This window comes from Sinorhizobium chiapasense, from assembly GCF_036488675.1.
Lineage (GTDB): Bacteria > Pseudomonadota > Alphaproteobacteria > Rhizobiales > Rhizobiaceae > Sinorhizobium > Sinorhizobium chiapasense.
Map to the genome: position 1 here is coordinate 744,778 of NZ_CP133152.1, position 26,673 is coordinate 771,450.

Here is a 26,673-nt window from a genome sequence, read left to right on the forward strand (position 1 = left end):
CCCACACTTAGGTACATCTACAGTCGGCAGACCGAGACGCTCATGTTGGCGAGCGCTCAACGACGTCGTGATGAGCACGAGCATGAAAACCAACTGACACGCATCGCCGCCTTGCCGGTGTAGGAGAAAGCAATGGATCCAAATAACAACCAGACCACGCGCCGCGGCGTAATGACCGCCGGGCTCGGCCTCGCCACCGCAGCAGCGCTTCCCGTGGCGTCGGCGGCACCAGCCGCAGCTGCGCCCGCGTCTTCCGGCGGGAGCGGCACATTGCGCGCTAACAGGGTCGCCACCACTGACGGGGTGGAGATCTTTTACAAGGATTGGGGGTCCAGAGATGGGCAGCCCATCATGTTTCATCACGGTTGGCCGCTCAGCTCCGACGATTGGGACGCGCAACTGCTTTTCTTTATGGAGAAGGGCTATCGGGTCGTCGCCCACGATCGACGGGGGCATGGCCGATCGAGCGATGTAAACGACGGCCACGACATGGACCATTACGCAAGCGACGCCGCGGCCGTGGTCGAGCATCTGGATCTTCGCAATACGATCCACGTGGGCCACTCGACGGGAGGTGGTGAAGCGACCCGCTACGTGGCCCGCCACGGCAAGGGGCGCGCGGCTAAGCTGGTTCTCATTGGCGCAGTGCCCCCTCTCATGGTCAAAACGCCCGCAAACCCCGGTGGGCTGCCCGTTGAAGTCTTCGACGGTTTCAGGAAAGCGCTGTTGGCGAGCCGCAGCCAGCTTTACCGGGATTTCGCAAGCGGACCGTTCTACGGATACAATCGCCCCGGTGCGGCCCCTTCGAATTCGGTGATCGAGAACTGGTGGCGGCAAGCAATGATGGGCAGCACAAAGGCCCAATATGACGGCATCAAGGCATTCTCGGAGACTGACTTCACCGAAGACCTCAAGGACATCGATGTGCCGACCCTCATCATGCACGGCGATGACGACCAGGTCGTTCCGATCGCCGACTCCGCCCTCTTGTCCGCCAAGCTTCTCAAGAACAACGTTCTCAAGGTGTACAAAGGGCTTCCCCACGGCATGGCAACGACCCATGCCGAAGTAATCAATCGGGACATCCTCGAATTTATCAGCGCGTAACGCGCCAACGACGTAATTACAGCCCCCAGTGATGCTGGGGGCTCCCAATACCCGCTAAGCCGCCCGCAGCAATACCTGGAGGTCGCGCTTTCGCCGGAGGAGATCGGCGATGGTGTACTTCTCAAACACTGAGACAAAGGCTCTCGTCGCCTCCGACAGAATTGGCGGAAGACTGCAGGCCGGAGCTATCAGGCAGCCGGAACACTCGACAAGGTCAGTCAGGCCCTCCGTATGTCTGAGGAGGGCTCCCAGGTTCATTTCGTCTGCGGACCTGGCAAGCTGGATCCCACCATTTCTTCCGCGCGTGGATTTAATGAATCCGGCGCTCGCAAGGTCCTGCACAATCTTCATCAGGTGGTTCTGAGAGATGTCGAACGCTTCCGCAATCTCGCGTATGGAGCAGACGTCGGCTTCACGTGCGCCCAGGTATGTCAGCGTCCGGATCGCGTAGTCCGTATATCGCGTCAGCCTCATGTCCTCACCTGCGTCAAAACGCCTGCCCGAAAAAGATGCATTTGAATAGCATCTTTTTGCGCTGCGCAATAGATGTATCCCAGAAGCATGTTATGGAGGCTTGCGGTGGAAAGAGCAGAACTCGACGAACGCGAAATTCCGAAAATTCTGGAGCGGTTTTACGAGCGCGTGCGAGCCGACGCCGAGCTTGGCCCGGTCTTCGCGGTTGTCGCGGATTGGGACGAGCACCTTGGCCGGCTGTCGGAATTCTGGTCGTCGGTGATGCTGACGACAGGCCTATACAAAGGAAACCCTGTCTCCATGCACATGATCCACGCCGAACGGATCCGTCCGGAAATGTTCGATCGCTGGCTGGCTCTGTGGCGTCTGACGACCTCCGAGATGTTGCCGCAGTCCCTCGCGATCGCGATGCAAGCCAAAGCCGCGCGCATAGCATCGCGGTTGTCCCGCGCAATTCACCCACAGTCACCACAAGCACGCTCGGAGCAACCGACCAATGCAGGAGAGCCCTGCAGTCCGTATAGGGTCACCTCCGTGTTCGACGAGGTTTCTTTACCTCGAGCCTTGCTTCAGTCGCATACGCTCAAACCCGGAACCTGGGGTGTAATTCGTGTCCACGACGGCGCAGTGAAGTATCGTGCCGATGGCGCGACGCACACGATCCTTCTTGATCGCAACAGACCGGGGGTCGTTCCTCCGGAAGTTCCCCATCGCCTTGAGCTTGCGGGGCCCGTCAATTTGCGGATCGAGTTCTACGATCGCAACCCAAGCCTTGAAATCCGCTAAGAGAAGGAAAGGACCTCTTATGCCACGTCCGCTGTCACCGCAGACAATCGAGCTCGTGAAACAGAGCGCGCCGGCGCTCGCCGCGCATGGCGCAGAAATTACCAAGCGCATGTATACGCTGCTCTTTCAGGATGAACATATCCGAGGGCTCTTCAACCACGCCAATCAAGGCGAGAAGGGATCGCAAGTGCACGCCCTTGCGGCTGCGATCCTCGCCTATGCCGAAAATATCGAAAACCTCGCGGTTCTCGGTCCGGCAATCGAACGCATCGCACACAAGCACATCGGCTATCACATCCTGCCCGAGCACTATCCGTTTGTGGCCAAGGCGCTGCTATCGGCGATTGCAGATGTTCTCGGGGACGCGGCCTCTCCGGCCTTGCTTGATGCCTGGGGCGAGGCCTATTGGTTTCTCGCCGACGTGTTGAAGGAGCGCGAAGCCGAGATCCGCGCCGACTTCGACAGAAGGTCAGGTGGCTGGAATGGATGGAGAACATTCGCGATAGCCGAGAGGCGGAAGGAGAGCGACGTTGTTACTTCCTTCATACTTCGGCCGACGGACGGCCAACCAGTCGTCAGGCACAGGCCGGGTCAGTACCTGACGTTCCGTTTCCGCCTCGCCGACGGTTCCGACGTCAAGCGCAATTACTCGATTTCCAGCGGTCCCAATGACGAGTACTACCGGATTTCCGTCAAACGTGAAGCGCAGGGTCAGGGCGGCTCGAAATTTCTGCACGACCACGCAGAGGTCGGCACCGTGCTCGAGGTTACCCCTCCTGCAGGGGACTTCTTCCTCCCGGATGAACCAAGCCGGCCGGTTGTTCTTCTGTCGGGCGGAGTTGGGCTCACACCGATGGTGAGCATGCTCGAGGCGATTGCCTCCGACTATCCCGAATTGGAGGCACACTACGTCCACGGTGCGCTCAACAGTTCGACGCACGCGATGGACCGCCATGTTCAATCACTCGCCAAAACACACGGCGGTGTCACGGTCCGGACATTCTACAGCGAGCCTGGCTCGGGCGATGCGGCGGGCTATTCGCACGACCATGATGGTTTCATCACGGCAAACTGGCTGCGGGAGAATACGCCCTTCGCGTCGGCGGACTTTTACCTCTGCGGTCCCAAGCCCTTCTTGCGTTCCTTGGTCGGTGATCTGGCCCGCGCGGGCGTTCCGAGTGAACGCGTTCACTTCGAACTCTTCGGGCCTGCAGACGAACAAATCGCCGCCTGATGCCTCCGCCGGGGCCTCACAAGCCCCGGCGTCCTTCCCCGCGGGTCTTCACCATTGAGACGTCGGCAAGTCTGTTTGCGGAATGCCCCAGTGTTACCGTACGCCTGTCATTACTCTTGTAGGACAGCGTTCAAGCCAATGCAGAAGGCGACAGATGCATCTGGATCGGCAAAATAGGAAGCGGCGAGTCGCGGCGCTATACACTCAAGTGGCCGCGGACTATGCCGAGCTCGGGCCGCCGCTTTTCGCGCATGCCGGCGGAAGGCTGGTGGAGATTGCCGGGGTAGCACCGGCTGATCGGGTGCTGGATGTGGCTACCGGGAGAGGCGCCGTGCTCTTCCCCGCCGCTGAGCGCATCGGTCCGAGCGGCCAAGTCGTCGGTATGACGCTCGGGACCAATCATTACCCTCCTCGGACGCCTCACTGTTTCAATGATGCGGGTCCAGGGATCCCGGGACCCCAAACCAACGTTTAGTTACGCACGCATGCATTTCTGCGTACTCTAGCAACGTGGCGTGCACCAGTTGATCACAAGGATGGCTTCCCTCCCCGTCCTAAGGCGGCAAGTCCTCCCCCTTCCCCCCCGCCGCGGTGCAGCCAACTTGGCCGCCCCTCACCTTCGAAGGGGCGGCCATTTTTCAACCCACGAGACCCTCTCTCCTCATATGGCGATCTGCAAACCGTTCCCGAAGACTGTCATGTCTACCCTGGCAGGCGAAGCGCGTGACGCATGGTTTATCCGGCTTGTCGGCACACCTGTCGCTACGACCGAACGCAGGTGACACTGTGCCATAGTCTGTTCAGAGTAATCGACCTCTGATCTTGAAACCGGCATTGGCCTCGCCGAGCTTGGATAGCGATCCGCGGATAGCTGCATGTTGCCGGGGAATGGGTGCGAGCCCGTTCCGCACACGCGTCTTTGGTTTGGGCCGAATATCCGGCAATCGCCCAAGGCCGCGGCGGCATTCGGGGGAATGCAGTCAGGGTGAGCGGCTAATCCGTATGATCACCGCCGTTGTGATCGCTGACTGCGGACTCAAGCATCGCAACCAACTGATCGGAGTCAATGGGCTTGGACAGAACACCTCGAGCGCCACCTTGCCTGGCAGCCGTCGTTAGCCGCTGATCACGAAAGGCCGTCATGAATATAAGCGGCGTTCGGACGCCCTTGCCGTTCAATATTTCCAACAACTGCAGCCCGTCGATGCCGGGCATTTTGACGTCGGAAACAATGCAGTGAATTGGGTAATGACTATAAAGTTCGAGGAATTCCGACGCCGACGGAAAAGCGATGGCTTCGTAGCCCAATGACTCCAACATATCCTTCATCGATTCGCGGATGGCGTCATCGTCATCAATAACAGCGATGGTGCATGACTGACTCAAGAACCTGACTCTAATTCGGAAACTACTTAGGCAGAAGGCCAATCCTTCATACCGTGACTTGCTCAGGCGAAAACTGAATTCCACCCAAGCCGGAAGATACAACAAGTCGCCCGCGTTTCGAAATGCGATGCTACATTCATCTCTGGGCTCGGGACATCCCTACCAATGGATACGCCGGAAGAAGCTGACATTTCACACTCCGCATGCTGGCAGACGGGCCGAAACGCTAACATTGGTTGCCCGCATTTGTTCAGGGGTATGGTGCGTCTTTCTCCCGACATCCAGGAGACGCGGCCAACGCATACCATACTCCAATCATGTGAATTGCCGGGCGTCCTCCTTCAGTCCCGTCGCAAAACTATCACATCGAGACCCGCATTCCGACTAAACGAAAGATTAGGTTGTCAAAATCTTGGCCCACACTCAGGCCGCCCGTTCACCAGTCTGACGCGTATGGGCAGTAGGTGGGATGCTGCTTTCCGTTGAAACGAGTGATCGCACATTTGCTCGAAGCGACCTCCATGTCGACCCGCACGCGCATCTTGCCCGGCGAGTCCACAAGTGACGGATAATCGCTTCGTCACGTCGCCGTGCCCTGCACGGATCCCGCGAGGTGCGGCTGGACAATGTCGGGACTAATATAGGTCGCGTGAGTTCGCCAACCCAGATATTGAGAACAGGTGCTATAAGAAGCGCTGATAGGCCCCGCAGCGCCGGCGCCTTTCGAGCGCACAACAGTCGCTGCATGCATTTATCCTTGAATCGGTTCCGGTCCAGGGAAACGTGCAAAGGGTTTTCTTGTCCGGCAGGAGCAGCCGATCATGATAGCAATGCTTCCGCAACAGCGCGCAGCCCTCATGCTCACGGTATCCTTCGTCGGGATCGCCGCGTCCTGGTTGACGACGACACCGTCTGGCCTGCTGGCTCCGGTTGCCGCGCTGTTCTTCTATGCGCATCGCCGGACGGCTCCGCTGCTGCTGGCGCTGTTGGCGATCGCATTCGCCGGCTCGATGCTGGCCGCGTTCTTCCTTTCGGACGGCATGCGCGATGTCGCATCGTCGTCGGCGGCGTTCTTTGCTGTGGCGCTGTGCATCGGAGCAGTCATCGCCGCCAGCATGTCGGCGTCTTTCGACGCCGACGCACCGGGAGCGGTGATGCGGAGCACGCCGGGCGAAGGAACTTCCGCTCGTATCAACAAATGGCGCGAAAGCATAACTGGCGCCGGTTACGAGGAAGGGACTGCGCACGACGGGCCGCCATCCCCGAGCATCGAGAAGACCGAAGAGGCGTTGCGCGCGCGAGAACGGGAGCTTTCGCAGCTCATCGACATGGTTCCGAGCCATCTCTGGCGGCTGACGCCCGACGGCGAGCCGACCTTCTTCAACAGGCGGATGGTGGACTTTCTCGGCATGGACGTAACCGACACGGACAAGCCGGGCACGAGCCGGCTGGAGGTGGTCATAGGAAGCGTCCATCCGGACGATGCAACAGAGCTCAGGGACGCCCTTAGCCGTTGCCTGGTCACGGGCGAGGGCTTTGCCATGCGGTATCGCCTGCGGCGCGCCGACGGCGCCTACCGCTGGATGTCGAGCCGCGCCGAGCCATTGCGAGATCAAGACGGACGCATCGTCCAGTGGTACGGCCTCTGCCACGACATAGACGACCAGGTGCACGCTGAGGAGGCGCTGCGGCGTAGCGAGCGCCAGTTGCAGCAGCTCATAGACGCCGTGCCAGCACTCATCTGGTGCACGACGCCAGAAGGAATACCTTGCTACCTCAACAAGCGAGTCACGGATGTGACCGGCATCCGTCTGAAGGATTTGATCGCGCCTGACGGCTCGCGATACCTGACGGTCGTCCACCCGGATGACCGGGACGCGGTGGACCGCGGGCTCGCACGCTCATTCGAGACGGGCGAGTCCTTCGTGGGGAGATATCGTCAGCGCCGATCCGACGGCGCCTGTCGTTGGGTCGAGAGTCGCGCGGAGCCCTTGCGTGACGAGTCCGGCGCGATCATCCAGTGGTATGGCGTGTCCGTCGACATCGACGACCTGATAGGGGCGCAGGAGGCGTTGCGCGACCGGGAGCGCGAGCTTTCGCAGCTCGTCGACATGGTTCCGAGTCTGCTCTGGCGGCTGACGGCGAACGGCGAGCCAACCTTCTTCAACGAGCGTATGGTCGATTTCCTCGGCATGGACGTATCGGATGCGGACAAACCGGGGATGAGCCGACTGGAGACGGTCATAGAGACCGTCATCCATCCAGATGAGAAAGCGGAGCTCAGCAATGTCCTCAGCCGTTGCCTCGTGACCGGCAAGGGCTTCGCAATGCGGTATCGTCTGCGTCGTGCGGATGGGGTGTATCGCTGGATGTCGGGCCGCGCCGAGCCACTGCGAGATGACAGCGGACACATTGTCCAGTGGTTCGGCCTCTGTCACGACATCGACGATCAGTTCCGCGCCGAAGAGGCGCTGCGGCGCACCTCCGACAGGCTCGCGCAGGCGACCCGGGTGGCAAGCCTGGCCGAGCTTTCCGCCTCGCTCGCTCACGAAGTGAACCAGCCGCTGGCCGCGATCGTCGCCAGTTCCCACGCATGCCACCATTGGCTGTCCGCCGAACCTCCGAACGTCGAACGTGCGAAGATCACGGCCGAGCGCATCATCCGGAGTGCCGGCTCGGCGGCGGATGTCATCAGCCGCATTCGCGCTCTCTTCCGTCCGGCGGCGCAAGACAGGTCGCCGGAGGACGTCAACCATCTGATCGGCGAAGTGTGCCGGCTGATGGCTGGCGAGATCGCCGCAAAGGACGTTCGCATCAGGACGAATCTCGAGCCGGATCTACCGCCGGTCGCGCTCGATCGCGTCCAGGTGCAGCAGGTGTTGGTGAACCTGATCCGGAACGGAATCGAGGCGATGGACGCCGTGGTTGACGCCTCTCGCGCGCTCCAGATACGCTCATGCCGTGACGGCTTGAACGCGATTCGCGTCGAGGTTCGCGATGCCGGGACGGGTTTCAAGGACGCCGAGCGCGCCTTCGAGCCGTTCTTCACGACCAAGCCGCACGGGATGGGTATGGGGCTTTCGATCTGCCGTTCGATCATTGACTCACATGGGGGCCGCCTCTGGTCGGCCGATAACCAGACGCACGGGGCGACCGTCGCCTTCACGCTTCCGTTGGGCCTCAGTACATTATAGGGACACAGCTATACGGTAGCGATTATCTGCGCAGGCTTTGGATTCCGAGTTCGCTCCACATCCATCGGAAATCGTACGTTGCCATTGGATCGGCAGGATCTGGCTGTTTTGCCGAGCGATTCTCGAGGTACTTAAGCCACTCGACCGTCTTTTCACGACCTTTTGCGGTCTTGACGGCTTCGCGGGGAGAGACGTTTCCCAGCATTCCAACTGGCTGATCGAGCGTGGCCCGATATTGCTTGTCGAGCAAGTCGTGAACGATCTGTTTGGCTATCTCCGGCGGCAGGTCTGGCCACGAGCGCTCTCATCGCGTGCGGGGCGTTCGGCCATCATTTGGTCGACAGTTCGAATTTCGGTGAGCGGTGCTTTCGTGAGATCACCCAATGCGGCCTGCACAAGCACCGTACCTTTCTGTGCTCTGACGACAGAGTTTGTCGACAGGTGCAAGGTGCGACCCTTCAACTCGATATTGCCAAGGATACGTGCGCCATCTTCCATAGTCGTATCCCAGGCAAGATTGCCAGCTTTGCCAGCCGTGAGAACGCCGTTCGGTTTGTCTGCGAGCCAGTTCCAGAATTTTGGGTTCTCTTGCCACAGCCCCTTGATGGTATTCAGGCGCGCCGCGATATCCTTCTGCGTGACGCCGGATATCAAGGGAAAGCGGACGTCATGGAATATGATCTCGTCGCCGTCGCCATTTTCGAAAATGGCATCCTCCATGCGCATCGTTCGATCTAGCATGTCGAATAGCCACGACAGAGTGAACACGGGAGCTGCCGGCTGCAGCTCTTCGTCTGTTAGTGCTGGGAGCTTTTTTATTTTTTTCTTTCCAATGATTGCTCGTAACCCATCGAACAGCGCTTCGGACGCCTCCGGCGTGAACGGTAACAATCCACCGCCTATCACGGTCTTACCTGCAACCGAGACAACTCTTGCAGCAATGCGATCCCATTGCTGCAGTGTTTTGGTGGCGGTTCCTTCGCTGATGAGGACGGGATCTCCGCCACGAATGAGATCGCGGGCCATCAGCGACTTCCCCGGCACGACGTCACTGACTTCGTAGAGGCTCATGACGGAGGAGCGTAACGCTTTCATATAGGCCTTGGCCTGCGCGCCTTCCTTCCAGCCCCGTCGCTTGAGATATTCATCGACGATATTGCCACCCTCGGCCTCAAAATCCTGAGTGAGGAAGTCCTCGAAAGCGCAGCCCCAGAGAGTCATCGCCCAGTGATCACCAAGCATCTCGGCCAGATCGTCGAACTCCATGTCGCCGATATCGAGCACCGGCCCGAAATGATCGTCGAAAACCTCTTCAAAGCAATCGCGCCATTCATCACGAGCGAGGAACTTCATCAGACCTTTGAGGTCATGGCTGGTGGGCATGGTCTTTTCCCGTTCGTTGCCGGTACTCGGCGATGATTCTCGATACCGTTGGTTGGCTCACTTCGTACAGTCGTGCCATTTCGGCTGCTGATTTGCGTCCGGACAAGACGCTTTCAACGATTTCCAGCCGTTTCTTCTCGTTCAACTTTCTGCGGCGTCCGCCGATCCGGCCTTCGGCACGGGCCTGGGCAAGGCCAGCGGTCGTGCGTTCGTGGATCATAGCGCGTTCGAATTCGGCAAAGGATCCGACCATTTGCATCATCATGCGGCCTGCCGCCGTCGTCGTATCGATCGCCTCGGTGAGAGAACGAAAGCCGGCGCCGGCCGACGTCATCCTGTCCATGAGGTGAAGCACGTCCTTGAGCGACCGAGATAGACGATCAAGCTTCCAGACAACGACGGTGTCGCCGTCGCGCAATTGATCAAGCATGCGATGCAGCTCCGGACGGTCCCAGCGACCGCCGGAGGCTTTCTCCTCGAATACCTTCTTGCATCCCGCATCGGCGAGTGCGCGGGACTGGGCCTTGTTCGATTGCTCGTCGCCTTTGCTCACCCGGGCATAGCCGATCAGCATGGAGGTTCCTTTCGCAAACGGCCGTTTATGCAAGTTCGCCGGCATCACCGACGATTCATGGTGAAGCGCCTTTCATAATCCTCTTTCAAAATGGCGCTGTAAGGCAAGGGGTTTTTGAAAGGAACAGGAATGCCAGCCCGGATATCGATGACCAAGAAGCAGCGGGACGCGCTGTTGGCGTTGCCAGAGACGGAAGATGAGGTGCTGCGTCACTATACCCTTGCTTCCGATGATCTCGCCGCAATTGCTCAATGCAGAACGCCCGAGACCAGGCTGAGCTACGCGCTGCAACTTTGCTGTCTGCGTTTTCCAGGCCGAAATTTCCGCCGCGGCGAACTACTGCCGGGTATCATGCTTGATCATATTGCCGAGCAGCTCGAGGCCGACACTGATGCGATCGCGCTGTTTGCCCGCCGCGGCGCCACCCGGTACGAGCAACTGGCAACGATCAAGCAGCGTCATGGCTTCGGCGACTTCACCAAGCCCGAGCGAGTCGAACTTGCCGCTTGGGCGGAGCGTGAAGCCGTCGGTCTGACCGACGGCCGCGTCCTGCTCGATCGGCTGATCGAACGGATGCGGGCGGAAAAGATCATCATCCCTGGCATCAGCGTGGTCGAACGCTTGGCCGCCTCGGCGATGCATGCAGCGGAGAGCGCAACAATCGCCAAGATCGGCACTCTTCTGTCGGACAAGCAGCGCCGGCAGCTTGATGCGCTTTTGGCAGACAAGACGCATATCCGCCAAAGCCGCTTGGCATGGCTGCGCGCGCCGGCCTCCCGGGTTGGCGGCAGGTCGCTGGCCGAGCTCCTCGACAAGCTCGATCTTATCCGGGGAATCATCGGTGATGCACCGACGCGTCTGCCTTCGCATCTCAATCCCCGTATGGCCCAAATGGCCAAGGAAGGCGCCCTCTATACGGCGCAAGCCTTCCAACAGATGGGTTCGGCCCGGCGGCATGCCGTCATGATCGCGACGTTGAACGAGCTTGCGATCACACTGACCGATGCCGCGCTGGCTATGTTCCAGTCGCTCGTCGGCCGTGCCAATCTGCGCGCTCGAAAGCGGCTTGAAGAGACAATTGCCGCCTCCGCCGAACAGGGCCGCATCCGGCTTCTTCGCATTGCCGACGTCCTCGATGCCTTGGTGACGGCCGCGAAGACCGAAGGCAACATCACCGCCGCCGTCACCGCGATCGCACCGCTCGAGACCGTTGAAGCCGACGCCGCCGTCATTCGGCGCACCGTCCGCCCCGGAAAACCGGAAGTGCTCGGTGAGCTCTCTCATGAATATCGTGTTTTCAAGCGGATCGGCGCGCGATTTCTGGCGAGTTTCACATTTGAAGGTGGTCGTGCCTCGCAGCCGTTGCTCGCGGCGATCACAGTCTTGAGCGGCCTCGGCGGTGACTGGCGGAGACCATTGCCCACCAATGTGCCGCTCGGCCATATCGAGCGACGCTGGTTGCGACATGTCTTCAAAGACGCCTCGATTGACCGCACCTATTACGAACTGGCCACTTACTTCACCTTGGCCAACGCGCTTGCCAGCGGTGGTGTGTGGGTTCCGACATCGAGGATTCATCGTTCGCTTGAAACGCTTCTGACGCCGGCTTCACCTGCGACAAATCTCCTCCCCGGGCGGCTTCCGCCCGCTGCGGCCTTCAACGCCGAAAGCTATCTTGAACTACGGATGGCCGAACTCGACGCTGCACTTCTGGCAACAGCCCGCGGATTGCCAGGCAAGGACGCCGCGATGTTCACCGGCGGCAAGCTTCGCTTCCCGAAAGAGCCGAAGGAAAGCAGCGAAGTCGACCAGACCCGCAGCTTCACGACCGCCCTCTACACTATGATGCCGCGCGTGCGGATCACCGATCTGCTCGATCAGGTCGACCGCTGGACTGAGTTCGCAAGCCATTTCACGCATGTCTCAACCGGATTGCCACCCGCTGACATGCGCGCCTTCATGGCCGCGTTGATTGCCGAGGCGACAAATCTTGGCCTGTCACGCATGGCCGAGATTTGCGGAACGGTAACCCGAAGGGCCTTGCTGCGAATGCAGATGTGGCACATGCGCGAGGACACCTTCCGCGCGGCGCTCGCCAGCCTTACCGATGCGATCCATGCCGAGCCGCTGTCCGCCTGGTTTGGCGAAGGTTGGCGAGCATCGGCCGACGGTCAGGCGTTCTATCTCGGAGGCCCGGGCGAGGCCGGAGGCTCCGTTAATGCGCATTACGGCCGCGATCCGATCGTCAAAATCTACACCACGATCACCGACCGCTACGCGCCGCTCCACCAAAAGGTCATCGCCGGAACCGCCGGAGAGGCGATCCACGCACTGGACGGAATTCTCGGGCATGAGAGCAACGTCAATGTCGCCGCGCTTCATGTCGATGGCGGCGGGGTGTCAGACATCGTCTTTGCCGTCCTGCATCTGCTGGGGCTATCCTTCGAACCCCGTATTCCGCGCCTGTCGGATCGCAAGCTCTACGCTTTCGAACCGAAAACGCGATACGGCCGACTGGCGCCCCTGTTCGGACAGCGCCTCGATGCCGGGCTGATACGTGCTCACTCCGACGATATTCACAAGGTGATCCGGGCGCTCACGGACCGGGCCGTGACGCCGTCGCTCATCCTGAAGAAGCTCGCCGCTTACCGGCACCAGAACAGTCTGGCGGCGGCACTGCGCGAAATCGGGCGAATCGAACGCACTCTGTTCACCTTGCGCTGGTTCGAGGATCCCAACCTCCGCCAGCTCGTCACCGCAGAAGTCAACAAGGGCGAGGCCAGAAACACGCTCGCCCGGGCGGTCGCAATCCATCGCCTGGGTCGCTTTCGTGACCGCAGCCACGAAAACCAGGCAAGCCGCGCGGCAGCCCTCAATCTTGTCACCGCCGCCATCATCCTCTTCAACTGTCGCTATCTCGGCCGCATCATCCAGGTGTTGCGCCAACGCGGTAAACCATTCGATGAACAGATGATCCCCCAGCTTTCTCCATTGGGCTGGGACCATATCAACATCACCGGGGATTATGTCTGGTCCGACGATTTGGCGGTCGACGACGAGGGCTTTCTGCCGCTCAGGCTGGGAGCCCTATGATCCCTGTGAAATTAGGGACGTGGAATGGCGTGGCCGCATGACGGTCGCAACGACATCACCAACGGCTGGAGTCGACCCGTTGCGGTCATCCGGCTCCAAGTACCGAATGACAAAAAAGGCACGTCAAGGCGGACGTTGATTTCTGCCTTAAGTCGGCTTCAAGCAGTCGCTCAGAAATTCGATGAAGCGTTGCGTCGTTGCCAAAGCAGGCGCGTTTCGATGGCGGCGAAGACAGAGCGGCGGCGACGATTTCCTCCGCCAGAAGCGCGATGCCTAACGTCGGTGTTGAGCCGGCGTTCTCATCGCATCGGATGCAAGGAGACGCGAAGGGCGAGCAGGCGGTCACATTACTCAGGCGTCAGTTCAACTCGATACGTTCTCCCGTTGCCGCCGAGCGTTTTACCGCATCGACTACCCTCAAGGTTTCGAGCCCCTCACGCCCGCTGACAAGCGGCGGTTCGTCTCGGCGGATCACCTTGCAGAACTGCCTGATCTGCAGAACGAGCGGGTCCTCGTCGTCGACCTCGATACGCGTTTGGTCAAATGGTTCCCACCAACTCCGTTTACCAGGATTGCGCCAGACCTCGAGCGACGGAACAGCCAGCGACCCGTGCGTTCCTCCAATCATGTAACAGGATTGCTCGGTTTTGGGGTAAGCCGGATTCTCTCCGGTTGTCATCTCCCAGCTCCACGGTGCGACCACCGCGTCCGAGACTGTCGCAGTTCCCAAAACTCCATTCTTGAACTCGATCAGGATCACGGCCGTTTCCTCAACTGCGTTGCCGCGCACCGCGTTGGACTCGCGTGCTTGAACCGCAGCCACATCGCCGAAGAGGTAGCGCAGATTATCGACATCGTGGATGAGATTGAGGAAAACCGGCCCCGCACCGCGCTCACGACGCCACGAGATGTCGAAGTAGTCGTCGGGCTTGAATAGCCAGAACATCGCATTGACAACAAGAACGCGGCCGAGCTTCCCGCTTTCGATGATTTCCTTTGCCTTATGCATCACCGGATTGTGTCGGCGGTGATGGCCGGTCAAAAGAGGAACACCTTTTGCCTCAGCCGCTGCGATCAGCTTTTCCCCGGATATAATGTCGTCGGCGATAGGCTTCTCGATGAGCGCGGGAACGCCGACTTCAATGGCTTCCAACCCGTTCTGGACGTGAGCCGGGTTGGGCGTAGCCACGATGATCCCATCAGGTCGGTCTGCGGCAATCATGTCTGCGAAGCTTGTAAACCACTTCACGCCCGCTTCCTTGGCAATGGTCTCGCCAACCGGCGCGGGATCGACCACGGCACTGAGTTGCGCCGAGGGCTCGGCCAGGACGTGCTGAATATGGCGCTTACCGATAAGGCCTGCCCCAACTACGGCCAGCTTAACCCGTTGGGTCATGGTCACCTCAGCCCTTGCCCGCCGCCTTGATCATTGTCGCCGCGCGCCGAATGCCAAGCTGGTATCCTTCTGTTCCAAGGCCGCAAATCACGCCGTCCGCGCGGTGCGAAACGAACGAATGGTGTCGGAAGCTTTCGCGCTTGTGCACATTGGAGATGTGGATCTCGATCACAGGCCCTTCAAATGTGTTCAGAGCGTCAAGGATGGCGAGTGAGGTATGGGTGAAGGCCGCCGGATTGATGACGATGCCCGCACCGTCCTCGCGCGCCTCATGAATCCAATCGATGATCTCGTATTCCCGGTTGCTCTGATGAAAGCGGATTTCATGGCCGAGTTCGGCTGCCAGTTTGCGGCAGTCCGCCTCTACGTCGGTGAGCGTTTCATGCCCGTAGATGTGCGGCTGGCGTTTGCCAAGCAGGTTGAGGTTTGGTCCATTGAGAACGTAGATCAGGCTCATAGCATAGTGTCCTTCTTGAGCACGTCGTCCTGGTCAGACGAACGCGATTGCTTGCACAGCAAAATCAGGGTCCGACTCGTAGAGATCTGCGCGCAAGCCGAGCCTTCCCGCTTTGAGAGCAGGCGCGGCGATCGCCCGCGCGGCGTCGAGAACGGCGGTGAGAAGCTTCTGCTTGGTCTCTGCAGTACGACCCGGTGCCATCCGCACGATGATTTGGATGAAATGATTATCGACATGCTCATCGCCCACGCAGGAGTATGTCGCCTCCCGCGCAAGCGTGCGCACGGCGGAAGGTTTCACAAGGCCGCCATCGCGAACGCAGCGATGCACGGTGAGCGTCAGCCGGTCCATGGCTACATGCTCGCCTGCGCCCCGGCTATAATCGATGATGATATGCGGCATTTGGGATCTCCCCATCAGGCCGACAGGCGGCACAAGTCCGTAAAATGACGGGACATGCGCTCTGCGTCGGGTGTTATCCCGGTGAACAATTCGAACGCCGCTGCTGCCTGATAGACCGTCATGCCGCCGCCACGAAGGGTCCGGCAGCCTTTTCTTTCGGCGAGAGCAAGGAGCTCTGTGACGAGCGGCATATAGACGATGTCGGCTGCCCAATGCCGTGGCAGAAGCCATTCCGCGTCGATCGGCAAACCAGGATGGCTCTTCATACCCGTCGGCGTCGCGTGGATGAGGCCGTCCGCGGAGCGCAGGGCGCTGCCGACATCTGTCGTGGCACGAGCACAATCCCTTGAGAACCGATCGTTCAACTGCCCAGCCAAGGTTTCTGCCCGTTTCGAATCCTGGTCAAAGACCGATAATCTCTCAATACCGAGCTTGATTGCGGCATGCGCCACGGCGACACCGGCGCCGCCGGCGCCAAGCAGGACGGCATGCGACTTCGCGACGTCCGGAAGGCCGCACTGGAAATTCTCGTAGAAACCGTACCAATCAGTGTTGTGGCCGATCCTCTCGCCGTTGCGAAAGACCACGGTGTTGACCGCACCGAGCATCTCCGCATCCTCGGAAAGGCGATTGAGGTGGGCGATCACCGTCTGCTTGCACGGATGTGTAATGTTGCTCCCGGCAAAACCGCGCCGCTCTTCCTCGTCGAGGAGGTCCGGCAGCGCCGAGGCGGGAAGGCCTCGTTCGGAAAAGTCAAGAAGCTCGTAACGGTAATCGAGGCCCTGGTGTCGAGCCTCCGTTTCGTGGAGGGCCGGGGACTTTGACATTTGGATGTCGGCACCGATCAGTCCCACAAGGAATTTCTTGTCGTGCATTGGCATCGCCTTCGAACGTCAGTGGTGGGCCAGGATTTCGCCAAGGAAGGTTTTCGTGCGTTGGTGCTTGGGCGACTTGAAGAAGACTTCCGGCTCGGCCTCTTCGACGATTTCTCCGGAGGCCATGAAGATGACGCGATCAGCGACCTGGCGGGCAAACCCCATTTCGTGCGTGACACAGATCATCGTCATGCCGTCACGGGCGAGCCCGATCATGGTGTCGAGCACCTCCTTCACCATTTCAGGATCGAGGGCAGAGGTCGGTTCGTCGAAGAGCATGACCTTCGGCTCCATGCAGAGCGCGCGAGCGATGGCAACGCGTTGCTGTTGTCCGCCAGATAGCTGCGCAGGATACTTTTCCGCCTGGTCAAGGATTCGAACCCGCTCGAGATATTTTCGAGCCAGTTGCTCTGCGCCAGTGCGGCTTGTGCCTCGAACACGCATCGGGGCGAGTGTACAGTTCTGAAGTACGGTCATGTGGGGGAAGAGATTGAAGCTCTGGAAGACCATTCCCACTTCGCGACGTATCGCATCGACGGATTTGGTGCTTCCGTCCAGTACCTGACCCTCGACGACGATCTTGCCTTCCTCGATCGTTTCGAGGGCATTGATGCAGCGGATTAACGTTGATTTTCCGGAGCCTGACGGCCCGCAGAGGACGATTTTTTCGCCTTTGCGGACCGACAGACTGATGGATTTCAAGGCATGGAAAGCGCCGTACCACTTCTGCACGTCCTCAAGGGAAATCAGCGTCGGTTGATCGTTTGCGGAATTGAGCACGGAACCCTCCATTTGGGCTTTAGTTGACGCTGAACGGGATGTTCGGAATGGATTCCGGGAACTGCGGCAGATCGATCGCCATCCACTTCTTCGTGATGGCGGCAAGCTCACCATTGGACTTGATTTTGTCGATGAAGGCGTTGACGGCTTCGTTCCAGTCCTTCTCGCCGAGACGGGTCCCGACGCCGTTGTAGGTCGTCAGAAAGTCGATCTTGCGCTCATAGGTGCCGGCACTCGCCGCATCCAGACGCTGACCATAGAACTGGTTGCCGCCAACTGCCTTTACCTGTCCGGAGATCAGAGCCTGGATGGTTGCGGCGTCGTCATCAAAGCGGCGAACCGTTGCGGTGGATCCGACGGCGTCCGTTACTGCCTTATCCTGCGAGCTGGACTTCGGAACGCCGATCTCCCATCCCGCAACGTCTTCAGGCTTCGTAACCGTGTCGGACTTCGCGGCATAAAGCGAAATCGTGTTGGCGGCGTAGGGCTTGCTGTATTGAATTGATTTCGCGCGTTCTTCCGTCATCGCCATCGTTGCAAACAGGATCTCGACTTTGCCGGTCGTAAGCGCCGGAATTCGGTTGGCAACGGCGAGCGGCTGGAATTGAACCTTCACGCCCAATTCCTTGGCAAAAAGGTTGGCGACGTCAGCGTCGAAGCCGTCCTGCAGGCCGCTTGTGTTGACGAACCCCCAAGGCGCATTGTCGCCCTGGATGCCGACCACAAGCGTGCCCTTGGCCTTGATTTCCTCCACACTTGCCGCAGAGGCGGTGGCAGCGCCAACTATGGCGAAGGCAACGGCGGCCAGTGCAAGTCCGAGAAAATTCCTACGATTGCTATGCATGCTTATTCTCCTCCTCCAGAGTTTTTGCTTCCAGCGAAGCGGTTAGCGGGCAGCTTTCGCCATCCGTTTTTCGAGACCACTTCCGGCATGGGAGAGCGGCCAGCAAATGATGAAGTAGATTGCGCCGACGATCCCGAAGACGAGCAGCGGACGATAGGTCTGGTTTGAAATGATCTGGCCAGCACGAGTCAGTTCAATGAAGCCGACGATTGCTGCCAGCGACGTGCCCTTGATGAGCTGGACAAGGAAGCCGATCGTGGCCGGCATCGATATTTTCAGGGCCTGCGGCAGGATGACGTCTTTCATCCGCGAGACATAATGCAGACCGAGGGCGTTGGCGGCTTCCGTCTGGCCCTTCGGCACAGCCTCGATGGAGCCGCGCCAGATCTCGCCCAGGAAAGCACTGGCATGGAGCGTGAAGGCGATTGCGACCGCGATCCACGCGTTGACCTCGATGCCCAACAGCGCAACGCCGTAATAGACAACGAAGAGCTGCATCAGAAGGGGCGTGCCCTGGAAAACGCCGATATAGCTTGCGGTGATCGTCCGGGCGACTTTCGTCTTTGAGGTGCGCAACAGCGCGATCAGGATCCCGAATATCCCCCCACCGATGAACCCCACGATCGCGAGCAGCACGGTCCACTTCAAACCCTGCATCAAAAAGAAGAATTCATTTTCGCCGATGGGACCCATGGCTGCCTCCTATCGCGTCGGGTAGTTGAAGTAGTGGCGAGAAATGAGGGCAAAGAGGCCCATCATCAGCGTCGAAATAACCAGGTAGACAGCGGTCACCGTGAAATACACTTCGAAGCTGCGGAAGGTGTCTGACTCGATTCGCTGAGCTGCCGAGGTCAGCTCGTAGGCGGCGATTGACGTGCAGACAGAGGTTGTCAGAGTGAGCATGATGAATTGGCTGGTAAGCGAGGGATAAATCGCCCGAAGTGCCGGCTTGAGCACGATGAGCCGGAAGACGTCCGCCTTGTGCAGTCCGAGGGCGAAGCCAGCCTCGATCTGGCCACGCGACACGCTCTCGACCCCACCTCGGATGATTTCGATCGCGTACGCGCCACCGTTGATGCCGAGAGCAATTATGGCCGTGACAGTCGGATTGAGGCGGATGCCCATGAGAGGAAGGGCAAAATATATGAAGAAGATCTGCACCAGGAATGGCGTATTACGCACGACCTCGACGAACACGATAACGAGAGTGCGCGTGATGTCGCTCTTTGAAGTCCTGGCAACGACGCCCAGGATTCCGATGACGAGTGCGAGAAGCATCCCGGCCAGCGAAAGGCCGAGCGTCCCAAACGAAGCCCATAGCAATTCCGGGGCGCGGTCGAGGACCGCACCGAAATCAAACGTATAAGTCATGTATGACTTCCTCCTCCCGACCGGCTCGCGCCGCGTCGGCGCCGGATCAATGATCCGGTCTCAGTAGTCCCACTGCGCTGTCATGCAGATGCTTCAGATGTGCCTGCGGGTCTACCGACCCGACGAGCGGCACTTCAACCGAGATAGCGGCGCTATGCTTGGCTGCGGTCCAAAGCTCCATCAACGGCAGTTCGCCTTCGCCGGGAGCGAGCCTGCCACTTCTCGCCTCGGCGATCATTGCGTCCGATGAGTTGGGAGCAGGCCCGCGGACGTCGCAAAGCTGGACGTGTTTTACCTTCCCGGCATTTGCGCGGAGCTCGTCGATCGAGGCGCCGTTTCGGAAGAAGTGAATCCCGTCAACGAGGGCACCAGCGTTCTCTGCTCCACAGGAATTCACGACCGCAACACTGTCGCCAAAGGTTCTTACCGTCCGCCAGCCCATGTTTTCGATGTCGACTGACATGCCATATCGCGCCGCGAGGGCGCAAAACTCAGAAAGGTTTGTGGCAAGACGGCCGCCGTCTCGATCATCGCCGCAAACACTCAGCCGGCGCGCCCCTATGTTCGCAGCGGCTGCCACGGTCGCCTCATGGGAGGCCGCAACGAAGTTGTCGTCGATCACGAAGAACTCGATATCGAACACCTTGATGCCTTCGCTATCGGCAACTGTCTTGAACTCCTGGACCCTCTGGCTGCCCACCGGCAACTCGTAGAAAGGGGCTCCGGGAAAGGCAGGGTGCAGACGCAGACCTATCGACGCAAAACCCGCCCGAGCAGCCATCACGGCGAATTCCTTGGGCGGCAGCGCGATGGATGAAAAATGTGCCACGCCCAGTTCAAGGCTCGGTCCTGGCGTCGCGACGGTCATCACGAGATCCCCTTTGTCGCGAGGTGATCGCGCAGATTGGTTCCCGTGCGGTGGACATGCTGACGCAACATATCGCACGCATAGTCCAGATCCCGCGCGACGGCTCCTTGCGCAATCTCACTGTGCTCCTGGCTGACGTTGCGGTCACCTGACGTGCGGGTCAGAAACACCCGGCGATAACGGTCGTTGAGATTAAGAAGCAATCTGCAAAAATGGAGCAGGATCGGCTTCCCGCAGCCAGAGATGAGTGTCAGATGAAATTCGCGGTGGAGTTCTTCCCAGCGCTCCAGTGTCTCTGGCCGAGCCGCGTCGCGCTCGGTGCGGTTAAGGCGATGCAGCGCGCGCATGACGTTGCCCTCCCACTCCACATCGCCGAGCCGCATGGACTCGCGAAGCGCAAAGACTTCAAACTCTTCGCGCAGGGTGGTGATCTCTTCCAGATTGGCCAAGGAAATTGATGAAACGCGGTAGCCGCGATTGTCCTCGAACTCCACCAGACCGTCCGATATCAGCCGCGCCAACCCTTCACGCAGCGGACTGAGGCTCACGTTGAACGTCTTGCGCGCCTTGTCGAGATTGATCTTGCTGCCGGCCTGAAGCTCGCCGGAGATGATCGCCTCACGAAGACGGGATGCAAGCTGGCTCCCAATTGTGTTTTTGCCGTCGTCGAGAAAGCCAGAAGACGATGGGGCATCTTCTGTCGTCGGAGCAAATGCGCCGTCGTCATCCGGTACCATTGTTCCTCCCAAGGCTCCCCCGAACTAATTGTCGATGATCGATACAATAAACGATTATTCGTGTCAACTTGAGAACGCTGCAATCTGTACAAAGTTAAGCCTCAGCTTCCTATTCGCAAACAATATGTAGTTTAATCAACTCATTGCATGCCGCCATCCTGTTTCTTTTGGTTTATTGGCGCCGCGAGAATGTACGTCGGCCTTGACAGATAATCGATTATTTTGATAGTCGGGTAAATCGGGAGGTAGCCCACATGGTGATCAAAACTGAAAGCGATCTGACGCCAGCCGTCCTCGCGGTGATGAATCGCACTGAAGACCCCCGCCTGCGAGAAATCCTCGTCGCGATGGTCAAGCATCTTCATGCCTTCGTGCGCGAGGTTCGACTGACGGAGGTCGAGTTTCGGGAGGCGACAGCCATGCTGAATGAAATCGGGAAGCTGCATACTGATCACCACAACGAGTTTGTGCTGATGGCCGGTTCTCTTGGCGTGTCTTCACTTGTCTGCCTGCTGAACAATGGCGACAGAGGACAGACTGAGACCTCCCAGTCGCTGTTGGGCCCATTCTGGCGCCTCAACTCTCCGCGAGTCGAAAATGGCGGGTCGATCATCCGATCCGAGACGCCGGGCACTCCCTTGTTCGTGCATGCCAAGGTCGTTGACCGCGACGGTAAGCCAATTGCCGGCGCCGAAGTGGATGTGTGGCATGCATCTCCCGTCGGTCTTTATGAAAACCAGGACCCGGACCAGGCCGAGATGAACTTGCGCGGCAAATTCATGACCGACGAGCAAGGCCGGTTCTGGTTCAGGACCGTCAAGATGGTCGGGTATCCGATACCGGTCGATGGCGTTGTCGGACGCCTGCTCAAAGCTCAGGGACGCCATCCGTACCGACCAGCGCACCTGCACGCACTGATCTTCAAGCACGGATACAAGACGCTGATTTCCCAGGTCTTCGACCCCAGCGACCCGAACATCGACTCCGATGTTCAGTTCGGTGTCACGGCAGCGCTGACCGGCGACTTCATTCGTCATGAGGAGCCCCATCCGACCGAAGCGGATATTCCTGGTCCGTGGTTCTCGCTCGACTACACCTATGTCATGGAGCCCGGCGAAGCCGTTTTGCCGCGTCCCCCGATCAAATAAATCACGATCAGCAGAGCAAACGATATGATCACCGAAGAAGAACGTCGGGCCGCGGCAGACGCGCTGCTCAAAGCTGAAATCGAGCGGAAGCCGATCGTACAGCCTAGCGAGACCTACAAGAACCTCGAACTCGAGGACGCCTACCGGATTCAGGCTTTGTGGGCGGAGGCGAGGGTGGCCAAGGGCGCACGGATCGTCGGGCATAAGATTGGCCTGACGTCACGCGCAATGCAGATGGCTTCGAAGATGACGGAGCCAGACTACGGCTGCATTCTTGACGATGCGCTTTACAACGACGGAGCGCAGATCAGGGCTGACTTGTTTATCAAGCCGCGCCTCGAGGTCGAGCTGGCCTTTGTTATGGGTGAGGATCTCGTCGGGCCCGGCACCAGGATCTATGACGTCATGCGTGCGACCGAGTTCGTTGTCCCGGCGCTCGAGATCATCGACTACCGGACCGAGGTCCCTCGAGCGATCACCGATACCATTGCGGACAACGCGGCTTTCGGCGCCCTCGTCGTTGGCGGCCGTATAATTCGCCCGATGGACATTGATATCCGTTGGGTCGGAGCGACTCTTTCCAAGAACGGCATCATCGAGGAGTCGGGCGTGTCGGCGGCGATCATGGGACATCCGGCAGCCGGCATCGCGTGGCTGGTCAACAAACTTCATGCTGTGGGCGGTGGCCTGAAGAAGGGACAAATAGTCCTGGCCGGCTCCTTCACGCGTCCTGTCGATATCGCGAAAGGTGATGTCATTCAGGCCGACTATGGCCCTGTTGGCTCCATCGGCGTGTCGTTCGTGTGAGGTGCCAGATGGAACATCCTGTCAATCGGTTCAAGCGGAAGCTCCTTGCTGGTCAAAGTCAGATCGGCCTGTGGTGTGGCCTGCCGGGAAACTACGCCGCGGAAATCGTCGCGCCTTCAGGTTTCGATTGGCTCCTGTTCGACACGGAACATTCTCCGGGTGACGTTCTGACCGTCCTGCCACAATTGCAAGCGGTCGCACCATACGACGTTTCCCCAGTCGTCCGCCCGGCCATCAACGACCCCGTTCTCATCAAACGTTTCCTGGATATTGGCGTTCAGACACTGCTCATTCCCTACATTCAGAACGCGGAAGAGGCGAAAGCCGCAGTCGCGGCGGTGCGATATCCTCCGGATGGAATTCGTGGTGTTTCTGCCCTGACGCGCGCCACTCGTTTCGGCCGAGTTGCGAACTATGCGCAAAATGCGGAACGGGAAATTTGCCTGTTGCTGCAAGTTGAGACGCGGGAAGCGCTTGGCAACCTCGAGTCGATTGCCTCGGTAGAGGGAGTGGATGGGGTATTCGTAGGACCGGCAGATCTAGCAGCGAGTTTCGGACACAGGGGCCAACCGAGCCACCCGGAAGTGGTCGATGCAATTGTCGACGCGATTGAACGCCTGAAAGCGTTGGGCAAACCTGCGGGCATTCTTACCCCGGATGAGAAGTTCGCGGCACGGTGCATCTCACTGGGAACACTATTTACTGCCGTTGGTGTCGATGTCGCTGTTCTGGCAAGGGGATCGGAAGCACTCGCGGCACGATTTGCATCGCAAGGAGCGTACCGCGATGCCGGAACGTGATGAACTCCTCACTGAAATCGCACCGACGGGAGTCATCAGAGCGGCGGTCAACATGTCGAATGCCGCACTTGTCCAACTCGATCCAGTGACAGGCGTTCTAACAGGGCCGAGCGCGCAGATCGCGATCGCACTTGCGGCAGAACTCGACTGCAGTTTGTCGCTGGTCCGATACGGATCGGCCGCTGACATTCTCGCGGCTGCCGAAGGCAACGAGTGGGACGTTGCATTCATTGCTTCCGATCCGTCACGTGCCGACAGGTTCTCCTTCTCGCCCCCCTATACCACGGTGACCGCCAGCTTTCTGGTGTCAGACAGTAGCCCGCTGGGCAGCGTCGAGCATGTCGACGTCAAAGGGGTACGCATTGCCGCCGCCAGAACCGCTGCGTATACAAAGCAGCTTGAGCGACAGATTAGAAATGCAATCCTCCTCCATACCGAAAATCCCGCCTCCGCCCTGGACATGCTTGTATCCTCCCAGTGCGATGCGGCAGCGGGCTTGACCGAGTCCCTGTCACGTTTCTGCGAAGAGAATCCAGGTTTCCGCCTTGTTGAGGGGACATTCTCGAAAGTGCCTCAGGCGATCGCTGTGCATCGGAGGTGCGTTCACGCTTCAACCTTCCTGTCGGACTTCATCCAGCAGCATTGCAGTGCGGGTAAGCCGAGCAATTGAAGCAGTTGGCGGGACACGCGAGGGAGCCACCGCAGTCCACCCTGGTGAGACCTACATGAACAAGCAGAATCGACCCTAAGCGGCCGGCGGCACCCGCACCAGGAACGACACGGTTCGGCGCAAAGCAGACAACGCGCTGGTGAAGGCGGCGATGATCGGAGATCAGCCCAGGCGGCCTTCCCACCTGAAAGCTTTCGATCAATCTACAAGCAGAGCGACCGCTTCTTCCCAATTGGCTACCCGCCGGGGATAGTCAACCGTCAGATTGTGTGGTGCTGAAAACAGGATGCCCTTGCCCTGGAAGCGAGTGAAGTGGCGAACGTTGTCGTCGATTAGGAAGTCGGCAGCGAGGATGCTCTTATCCCCGCAGAACACAATGTTGAGCGCCGGGATGAACGGGAAATGCTTCTGCAGCCATGCGAACTTCGACGCACAAGAAGCCGGGTACTCCATAGCTGCCGTCGTGATGAAAATCTCGAACTTTTCCGTCAGCTTCGACAACGCTGCTTGGCTTCCTGGCATCACGTCGAAGACCCCGAAGACGTCACCCCGGTGAAGCAACGCTTCCAGTGCTTCGTCGTGTTCAGGTGCAACAAGCTTCTTCAGCGAGTTGCTTGCGATCTCGTCCGGCGACCACTGGTAGCCGTACTTCTCCACATACCATGTGGTATGGTGTGCATTGGCGTCAGCGATAACCTCGTCCATGTCGACGGCTACGCGGGGCTTATGAGTTTTCAAAACGGTCTCCTATCGCTCAGGCCTCGCGTATCACACCTGTTGGTCTTTTGGTACGGGAAACCTCGGAAATCAGGCGCACAACTGGCGGCCGAGCTTTGTGACGTCCGCGTCCGATAGACCCCGGAGGGCTGGTGGACGACCAGAGGTGGACGACGCCCTTGCCATTTCCGAGCAAGTGGAGCTGTAGCACTCAAGGCCGGCGGAGGCGAAAGTTCGACCCATTGCTGCCGCTCGTGGATACGGCCGGTATGTCGTGCATGGCTCGCGAAGCGGACGTTCACCTTTCTTGGCAAGCTTCGTCCTTGGAACAACTGTCGCTGCAGTGGTGTGCTAATCGCAACCGGGGGACCTGCAAACCCGTCTCCCCTCACGCCATAGACTCGTGCGCATTGTATCTAATTTCGAGACAATGCGGCTCATTTTCATCGCCTACTGCGATCATCCGATCCGGATTAGGTTTCTGCTCACACCAGTTGACCATCAACATGGAAACGGTGGACGAAACGTCAAACATCGGAGAACTGCCATGCTCACCCGTAGAGGCCTCATCAAGAGCGCAGCGGCGCTCGTCGCGGCGGGAACCGTTTCGGGCGGGTTCACCCCGGCCCTCGCGAAGGCGCCCTTTCAACCTTTCCAGGCTCCCGGCTTTTACAGAATGAAGCTTGGGAACTTCGAACTGACGGCGCTTTCGGACGGTACTATTCCGTTGCCTCTTCCGGAGCTTTACACAAACACCGATGCCGAAGATGCGCGCAGAGCGCTGGCCGCGGCGTTCATGGGCACGCCCACAGATACGTCGGTCAACGCCTTCCTCGTCAACACGGGGGATAGGCTGGTGCTGATCGACGCCGGCACGGGCGCCTATCTCGATGGTGCGCTCGGCGAGCTCGTCGCCAATCTCGAGGCGGCCGGCTACAAAGCGGACCAGATTGACGATGTCATCCTGACGCATATCCATACCGACCATTCCGGCGGGCTGACGATCAAAGGCAAGCCGGTGTTCGCCAACGCGACCGTTCACGTCAACAAGCGTGAACATGATTTCTGGATGGAAACGCCTGTGGGGAGCCGACCGGCGAATGTGCCGCTGAGCTATTTCGTCGAGGCTCATGAGAGTCTAGGCCCCTATGCGGAAGCCGGCAGGGTTCGGACTTTCGCCGATAATGCCGGAATCTTGCCGGGCATCGGCTCGATCCTGCGGGCCGGGCACACGCCGGGGCACAGCTCGATCGTCGTGGAAAGCGCAGGCGCAAAGATCGTTTTCTGGGGCGACATTACCCATGGAAACGTGCTTCAGTTCGACGAGCCGGACGTGGCGATCCAGTTCGATACGGATCAGGCCGAGGCCATTCGTGCTAGGGAGGCGGCCTTCGCGCATGCGACCGACGGCAAATACCTGGTGGCCGGCGCTCACATTGCCTTTCCGGGCATCGGCCATGTTCGCCGCGATGCGACCAATTACGAATGGGTTCCCGTCAACTATGCCTCTTGAAAACGATCCATCGCGGCGCAACGGAGCGGAGCCCGTTGCGCCGGGTTCATGTCTGGG

At 59.3% G+C, this 26,673-nt stretch carries 23 protein-coding genes and 2 pseudogenes; 10 read left to right on the forward strand and 15 right to left on the reverse strand.

The annotated features are described in order from the left end of the window. The first annotated feature begins 132 nt into the window (after nucleotides 1–132). Nucleotides 133–1,107 (forward strand): alpha/beta fold hydrolase, encoded by a 975-nt coding sequence (locus tag RB548_RS28150; RefSeq protein WP_331377039.1) that lies wholly within the window; start codon nucleotides 133–135, stop codon nucleotides 1,105–1,107. A 54-nt stretch (nucleotides 1,108–1,161) separates the two neighbouring features. Here RB548_RS28150 and RB548_RS28155 read toward each other — a convergent pair whose 3' ends face one another. Continuing rightward, nucleotides 1,162–1,581: an RrF2 family transcriptional regulator gene (locus RB548_RS28155; protein WP_331377040.1), complete on the reverse strand. Its 420-nt coding sequence runs from the start codon at nucleotides 1,579–1,581 to the stop codon at nucleotides 1,162–1,164. Between the two features lie 105 nt (nucleotides 1,582–1,686). Here RB548_RS28155 and RB548_RS28160 point away from each other — a divergent pair, with 105 nt between their 5' ends. Further along, nucleotides 1,687–2,367 carry a DUF1971 domain-containing protein gene (locus RB548_RS28160; protein WP_331377041.1) on the forward strand — a complete coding sequence of 227 codons (681 nt, stop codon included), beginning with the start codon at nucleotides 1,687–1,689 and terminating at the stop codon, nucleotides 2,365–2,367. Between the two features lie 19 nt (nucleotides 2,368–2,386). Next, nucleotides 2,387–3,601 carry an NO-inducible flavohemoprotein gene (gene hmpA / locus RB548_RS28165; protein WP_331377042.1) on the forward strand — a complete coding sequence of 405 codons (1,215 nt, stop codon included), beginning with the start codon at nucleotides 2,387–2,389 and terminating at the stop codon, nucleotides 3,599–3,601. Nucleotides 3,602–4,594: 993 nt separating this feature from the next. On the opposite strand, the gene RB548_RS28170 is transcribed toward hmpA, so the two are convergent. Beyond that, nucleotides 4,595–4,987 carry a response regulator transcription factor gene (locus RB548_RS28170; protein ID WP_331377043.1) on the reverse strand — a complete coding sequence of 131 codons (393 nt, stop codon included), beginning with the start codon at nucleotides 4,985–4,987 and terminating at the stop codon, nucleotides 4,595–4,597. Between the two features lie 1,265 nt (nucleotides 4,988–6,252). Between RB548_RS28170 and RB548_RS28175 the strand changes: the two are divergent. Continuing rightward, a pseudogene (locus RB548_RS28175) lies at nucleotides 6,253–8,181 on the forward strand (PAS domain-containing protein); the annotation flags it as partial. Between the two features lie 22 nt (nucleotides 8,182–8,203). Here the strand turns inward: RB548_RS28175 and RB548_RS28180 are convergent. Further along, a pseudogene (locus tag RB548_RS28180) lies at nucleotides 8,204–9,564 on the reverse strand (hypothetical protein). Continuing rightward, the gene (locus RB548_RS28185) at nucleotides 9,548–10,138 is read right to left on the reverse strand and encodes a recombinase family protein (protein ID WP_331377045.1); all 591 of its coding nucleotides are present in this window, start codon (nucleotides 10,136–10,138) and stop codon (nucleotides 9,548–9,550) included. The pseudogene RB548_RS28180 and the gene RB548_RS28185 overlap by 17 nt, the downstream one beginning before the upstream one ends. Before the next feature lie 129 nt (nucleotides 10,139–10,267). On the opposite strand from RB548_RS28185, the gene RB548_RS28190 reads away from it, so the two are divergent. Continuing rightward, entirely contained in the window at nucleotides 10,268–13,231 is a 2,964-nt protein-coding gene (locus RB548_RS28190; protein WP_331377046.1) for a Tn3 family transposase, read from the forward strand. Between the two features lie 358 nt (nucleotides 13,232–13,589). Here RB548_RS28190 and RB548_RS28195 read toward each other — a convergent pair whose 3' ends face one another. Genes RB548_RS28195 through RB548_RS28240 form a run of 10 tightly spaced genes read right to left on the reverse strand, consistent with a single transcriptional unit; the run spans nucleotide 13,590 to nucleotide 20,961 of the window. Beyond that, nucleotides 13,590–14,627 carry a Gfo/Idh/MocA family protein gene (locus RB548_RS28195; protein ID WP_331377047.1) on the reverse strand — a complete coding sequence of 346 codons (1,038 nt, stop codon included), beginning with the start codon at nucleotides 14,625–14,627 and terminating at the stop codon, nucleotides 13,590–13,592. A 7-nt stretch (nucleotides 14,628–14,634) separates the two neighbouring features. Further along, entirely contained in the window at nucleotides 14,635–15,084 is a 450-nt protein-coding gene (gene aroQ, locus RB548_RS28200) for a type II 3-dehydroquinate dehydratase (protein ID WP_331377048.1), read from the reverse strand. Nucleotides 15,085–15,117: 33 nt separating this feature from the next. Then, complete coding sequence (locus tag RB548_RS28205; RefSeq protein ID WP_331377049.1) at nucleotides 15,118–15,486, reverse strand: 5-carboxymethyl-2-hydroxymuconate Delta-isomerase; 369 nt, start codon at nucleotides 15,484–15,486, stop codon at nucleotides 15,118–15,120. A 14-nt stretch (nucleotides 15,487–15,500) separates the two neighbouring features. Continuing rightward, a complete protein-coding gene (locus RB548_RS28210; RefSeq protein WP_331377050.1) occupies nucleotides 15,501–16,361 on the reverse strand; it encodes a shikimate dehydrogenase in 861 nt (286 codons plus the stop codon). A gap of 18 nt (nucleotides 16,362–16,379) precedes the next feature. Beyond that, nucleotides 16,380–17,141: an amino acid ABC transporter ATP-binding protein gene (locus tag RB548_RS28215; protein WP_331377051.1), complete on the reverse strand. Its 762-nt coding sequence runs from the start codon at nucleotides 17,139–17,141 to the stop codon at nucleotides 16,380–16,382. Nucleotides 17,142–17,160: 19 nt separating this feature from the next. Next, nucleotides 17,161–17,985 carry a transporter substrate-binding domain-containing protein gene (locus RB548_RS28220; RefSeq protein WP_331377052.1) on the reverse strand — a complete coding sequence of 275 codons (825 nt, stop codon included), beginning with the start codon at nucleotides 17,983–17,985 and terminating at the stop codon, nucleotides 17,161–17,163. A gap of 42 nt (nucleotides 17,986–18,027) precedes the next feature. Continuing rightward, a complete protein-coding gene (locus RB548_RS28225; protein WP_331377053.1) occupies nucleotides 18,028–18,678 on the reverse strand; it encodes an amino acid ABC transporter permease in 651 nt (216 codons plus the stop codon). Nucleotides 18,679–18,687: 9 nt separating this feature from the next. Further along, complete coding sequence (locus RB548_RS28230) at nucleotides 18,688–19,356, reverse strand: amino acid ABC transporter permease (RefSeq protein ID WP_331377054.1); 669 nt, start codon at nucleotides 19,354–19,356, stop codon at nucleotides 18,688–18,690. 46 nt (nucleotides 19,357–19,402) lie between these two features. Beyond that, nucleotides 19,403–20,224: a sugar phosphate isomerase/epimerase family protein gene (locus RB548_RS28235; protein ID WP_331377055.1), complete on the reverse strand. Its 822-nt coding sequence runs from the start codon at nucleotides 20,222–20,224 to the stop codon at nucleotides 19,403–19,405. Beyond that, nucleotides 20,224–20,961 (reverse strand): GntR family transcriptional regulator, encoded by a 738-nt coding sequence (locus RB548_RS28240; protein WP_331377056.1) that lies wholly within the window; start codon nucleotides 20,959–20,961, stop codon nucleotides 20,224–20,226. Before RB548_RS28240 ends, RB548_RS28235 begins: the two co-directional genes overlap by 1 nt. 254 nt (nucleotides 20,962–21,215) lie before the next feature. On the opposite strand from RB548_RS28240, the gene RB548_RS28245 reads away from it, so the two are divergent. The 4 genes from RB548_RS28245 to RB548_RS28260 are packed head-to-tail and all read left to right on the forward strand — an operon-like array spanning nucleotide 21,216 to nucleotide 24,386. Continuing rightward, a complete protein-coding gene (locus tag RB548_RS28245; protein WP_331377057.1) occupies nucleotides 21,216–22,109 on the forward strand; it encodes an intradiol ring-cleavage dioxygenase in 894 nt (297 codons plus the stop codon). Nucleotides 22,110–22,133: 24 nt separating this feature from the next. Next, on the forward strand, nucleotides 22,134–22,916 hold the full coding sequence (locus tag RB548_RS28250; protein ID WP_331377058.1) for a fumarylacetoacetate hydrolase family protein: 783 nt from the start codon (nucleotides 22,134–22,136) through the stop codon (nucleotides 22,914–22,916). A gap of 8 nt (nucleotides 22,917–22,924) precedes the next feature. Beyond that, entirely contained in the window at nucleotides 22,925–23,716 is a 792-nt protein-coding gene (gene hpaI, locus RB548_RS28255; RefSeq protein ID WP_331377059.1) for a 4-hydroxy-2-oxoheptanedioate aldolase, read from the forward strand. Continuing rightward, nucleotides 23,703–24,386 carry a transporter substrate-binding domain-containing protein gene (locus RB548_RS28260; protein ID WP_331377060.1) on the forward strand — a complete coding sequence of 228 codons (684 nt, stop codon included), beginning with the start codon at nucleotides 23,703–23,705 and terminating at the stop codon, nucleotides 24,384–24,386. The genes hpaI and RB548_RS28260 overlap by 14 nt, the downstream gene beginning before the upstream one ends. A 198-nt stretch (nucleotides 24,387–24,584) precedes the next feature. Here RB548_RS28260 and RB548_RS28265 read toward each other — a convergent pair whose 3' ends face one another. Continuing rightward, on the reverse strand, nucleotides 24,585–25,124 hold the full coding sequence (locus tag RB548_RS28265) for a 5' nucleotidase, NT5C type (RefSeq protein ID WP_331377061.1): 540 nt from the start codon (nucleotides 25,122–25,124) through the stop codon (nucleotides 24,585–24,587). A gap of 526 nt (nucleotides 25,125–25,650) precedes the next feature. Between RB548_RS28265 and RB548_RS28270 the strand changes: the two genes are divergently transcribed. Beyond that, nucleotides 25,651–26,616, forward strand: a complete 966-nt coding sequence (locus tag RB548_RS28270) for an MBL fold metallo-hydrolase (protein WP_331377062.1) — start codon at nucleotides 25,651–25,653, stop codon at nucleotides 26,614–26,616. Nucleotides 26,617–26,673: the final 57 nt, after the last annotated feature.

What these genes read in the sequence shown, in the direction of transcription:
- RB548_RS28270 (WP_331377062.1), top strand. Translation starts at nt 25,651, where the DNA reads ATGCTCACCCGTAGAGGCCTCATCAAGAGCGCAGCGGCGCTCGTCGCG.
- RB548_RS28210 (WP_331377050.1), bottom strand. Translation starts at nt 16,361, where the DNA reads ATGCACGACAAGAAATTCCTTGTGGGACTGATCGGTGCCGACATCCAA.
- aroQ (WP_331377048.1), bottom strand. Translation starts at nt 15,084, where the DNA reads ATGAGCCTGATCTACGTTCTCAATGGACCAAACCTCAACCTGCTTGGC.
- RB548_RS28185 (WP_331377045.1), bottom strand. Translation starts at nt 10,138, where the DNA reads ATGCTGATCGGCTATGCCCGGGTGAGCAAAGGCGACGAGCAATCGAAC.
- RB548_RS28155 (WP_331377040.1), bottom strand. Translation starts at nt 1,581, where the DNA reads ATGAGGCTGACGCGATATACGGACTACGCGATCCGGACGCTGACATAC.
- hpaI (WP_331377059.1), top strand. Translation starts at nt 22,925, where the DNA reads ATGGAACATCCTGTCAATCGGTTCAAGCGGAAGCTCCTTGCTGGTCAA.
- RB548_RS28240 (WP_331377056.1), bottom strand. Translation starts at nt 20,961, where the DNA reads ATGGTACCGGATGACGACGGCGCATTTGCTCCGACGACAGAAGATGCC.
- RB548_RS28225 (WP_331377053.1), bottom strand. Translation starts at nt 18,678, where the DNA reads ATGGGTCCCATCGGCGAAAATGAATTCTTCTTTTTGATGCAGGGTTTG.
- RB548_RS28235 (WP_331377055.1), bottom strand. Translation starts at nt 20,224, where the DNA reads ATGACCGTCGCGACGCCAGGACCGAGCCTTGAACTGGGCGTGGCACAT.
- hmpA (WP_331377042.1), top strand. Translation starts at nt 2,387, where the DNA reads ATGCCACGTCCGCTGTCACCGCAGACAATCGAGCTCGTGAAACAGAGC.
- RB548_RS28245 (WP_331377057.1), top strand. Translation starts at nt 21,216, where the DNA reads ATGGTGATCAAAACTGAAAGCGATCTGACGCCAGCCGTCCTCGCGGTG.
- RB548_RS28250 (WP_331377058.1), top strand. Translation starts at nt 22,134, where the DNA reads ATGATCACCGAAGAAGAACGTCGGGCCGCGGCAGACGCGCTGCTCAAA.
- RB548_RS28190 (WP_331377046.1), top strand. Translation starts at nt 10,268, where the DNA reads ATGCCAGCCCGGATATCGATGACCAAGAAGCAGCGGGACGCGCTGTTG.
- RB548_RS28260 (WP_331377060.1), top strand. Translation starts at nt 23,703, where the DNA reads ATGCCGGAACGTGATGAACTCCTCACTGAAATCGCACCGACGGGAGTC.
- RB548_RS28195 (WP_331377047.1), bottom strand. Translation starts at nt 14,627, where the DNA reads ATGACCCAACGGGTTAAGCTGGCCGTAGTTGGGGCAGGCCTTATCGGT.
- RB548_RS28230 (WP_331377054.1), bottom strand. Translation starts at nt 19,356, where the DNA reads ATGACTTATACGTTTGATTTCGGTGCGGTCCTCGACCGCGCCCCGGAA.
- RB548_RS28205 (WP_331377049.1), bottom strand. Translation starts at nt 15,486, where the DNA reads ATGCCGCATATCATCATCGATTATAGCCGGGGCGCAGGCGAGCATGTA.
- RB548_RS28220 (WP_331377052.1), bottom strand. Translation starts at nt 17,985, where the DNA reads ATGCATAGCAATCGTAGGAATTTTCTCGGACTTGCACTGGCCGCCGTT.
- RB548_RS28150 (WP_331377039.1), top strand. Translation starts at nt 133, where the DNA reads ATGGATCCAAATAACAACCAGACCACGCGCCGCGGCGTAATGACCGCC.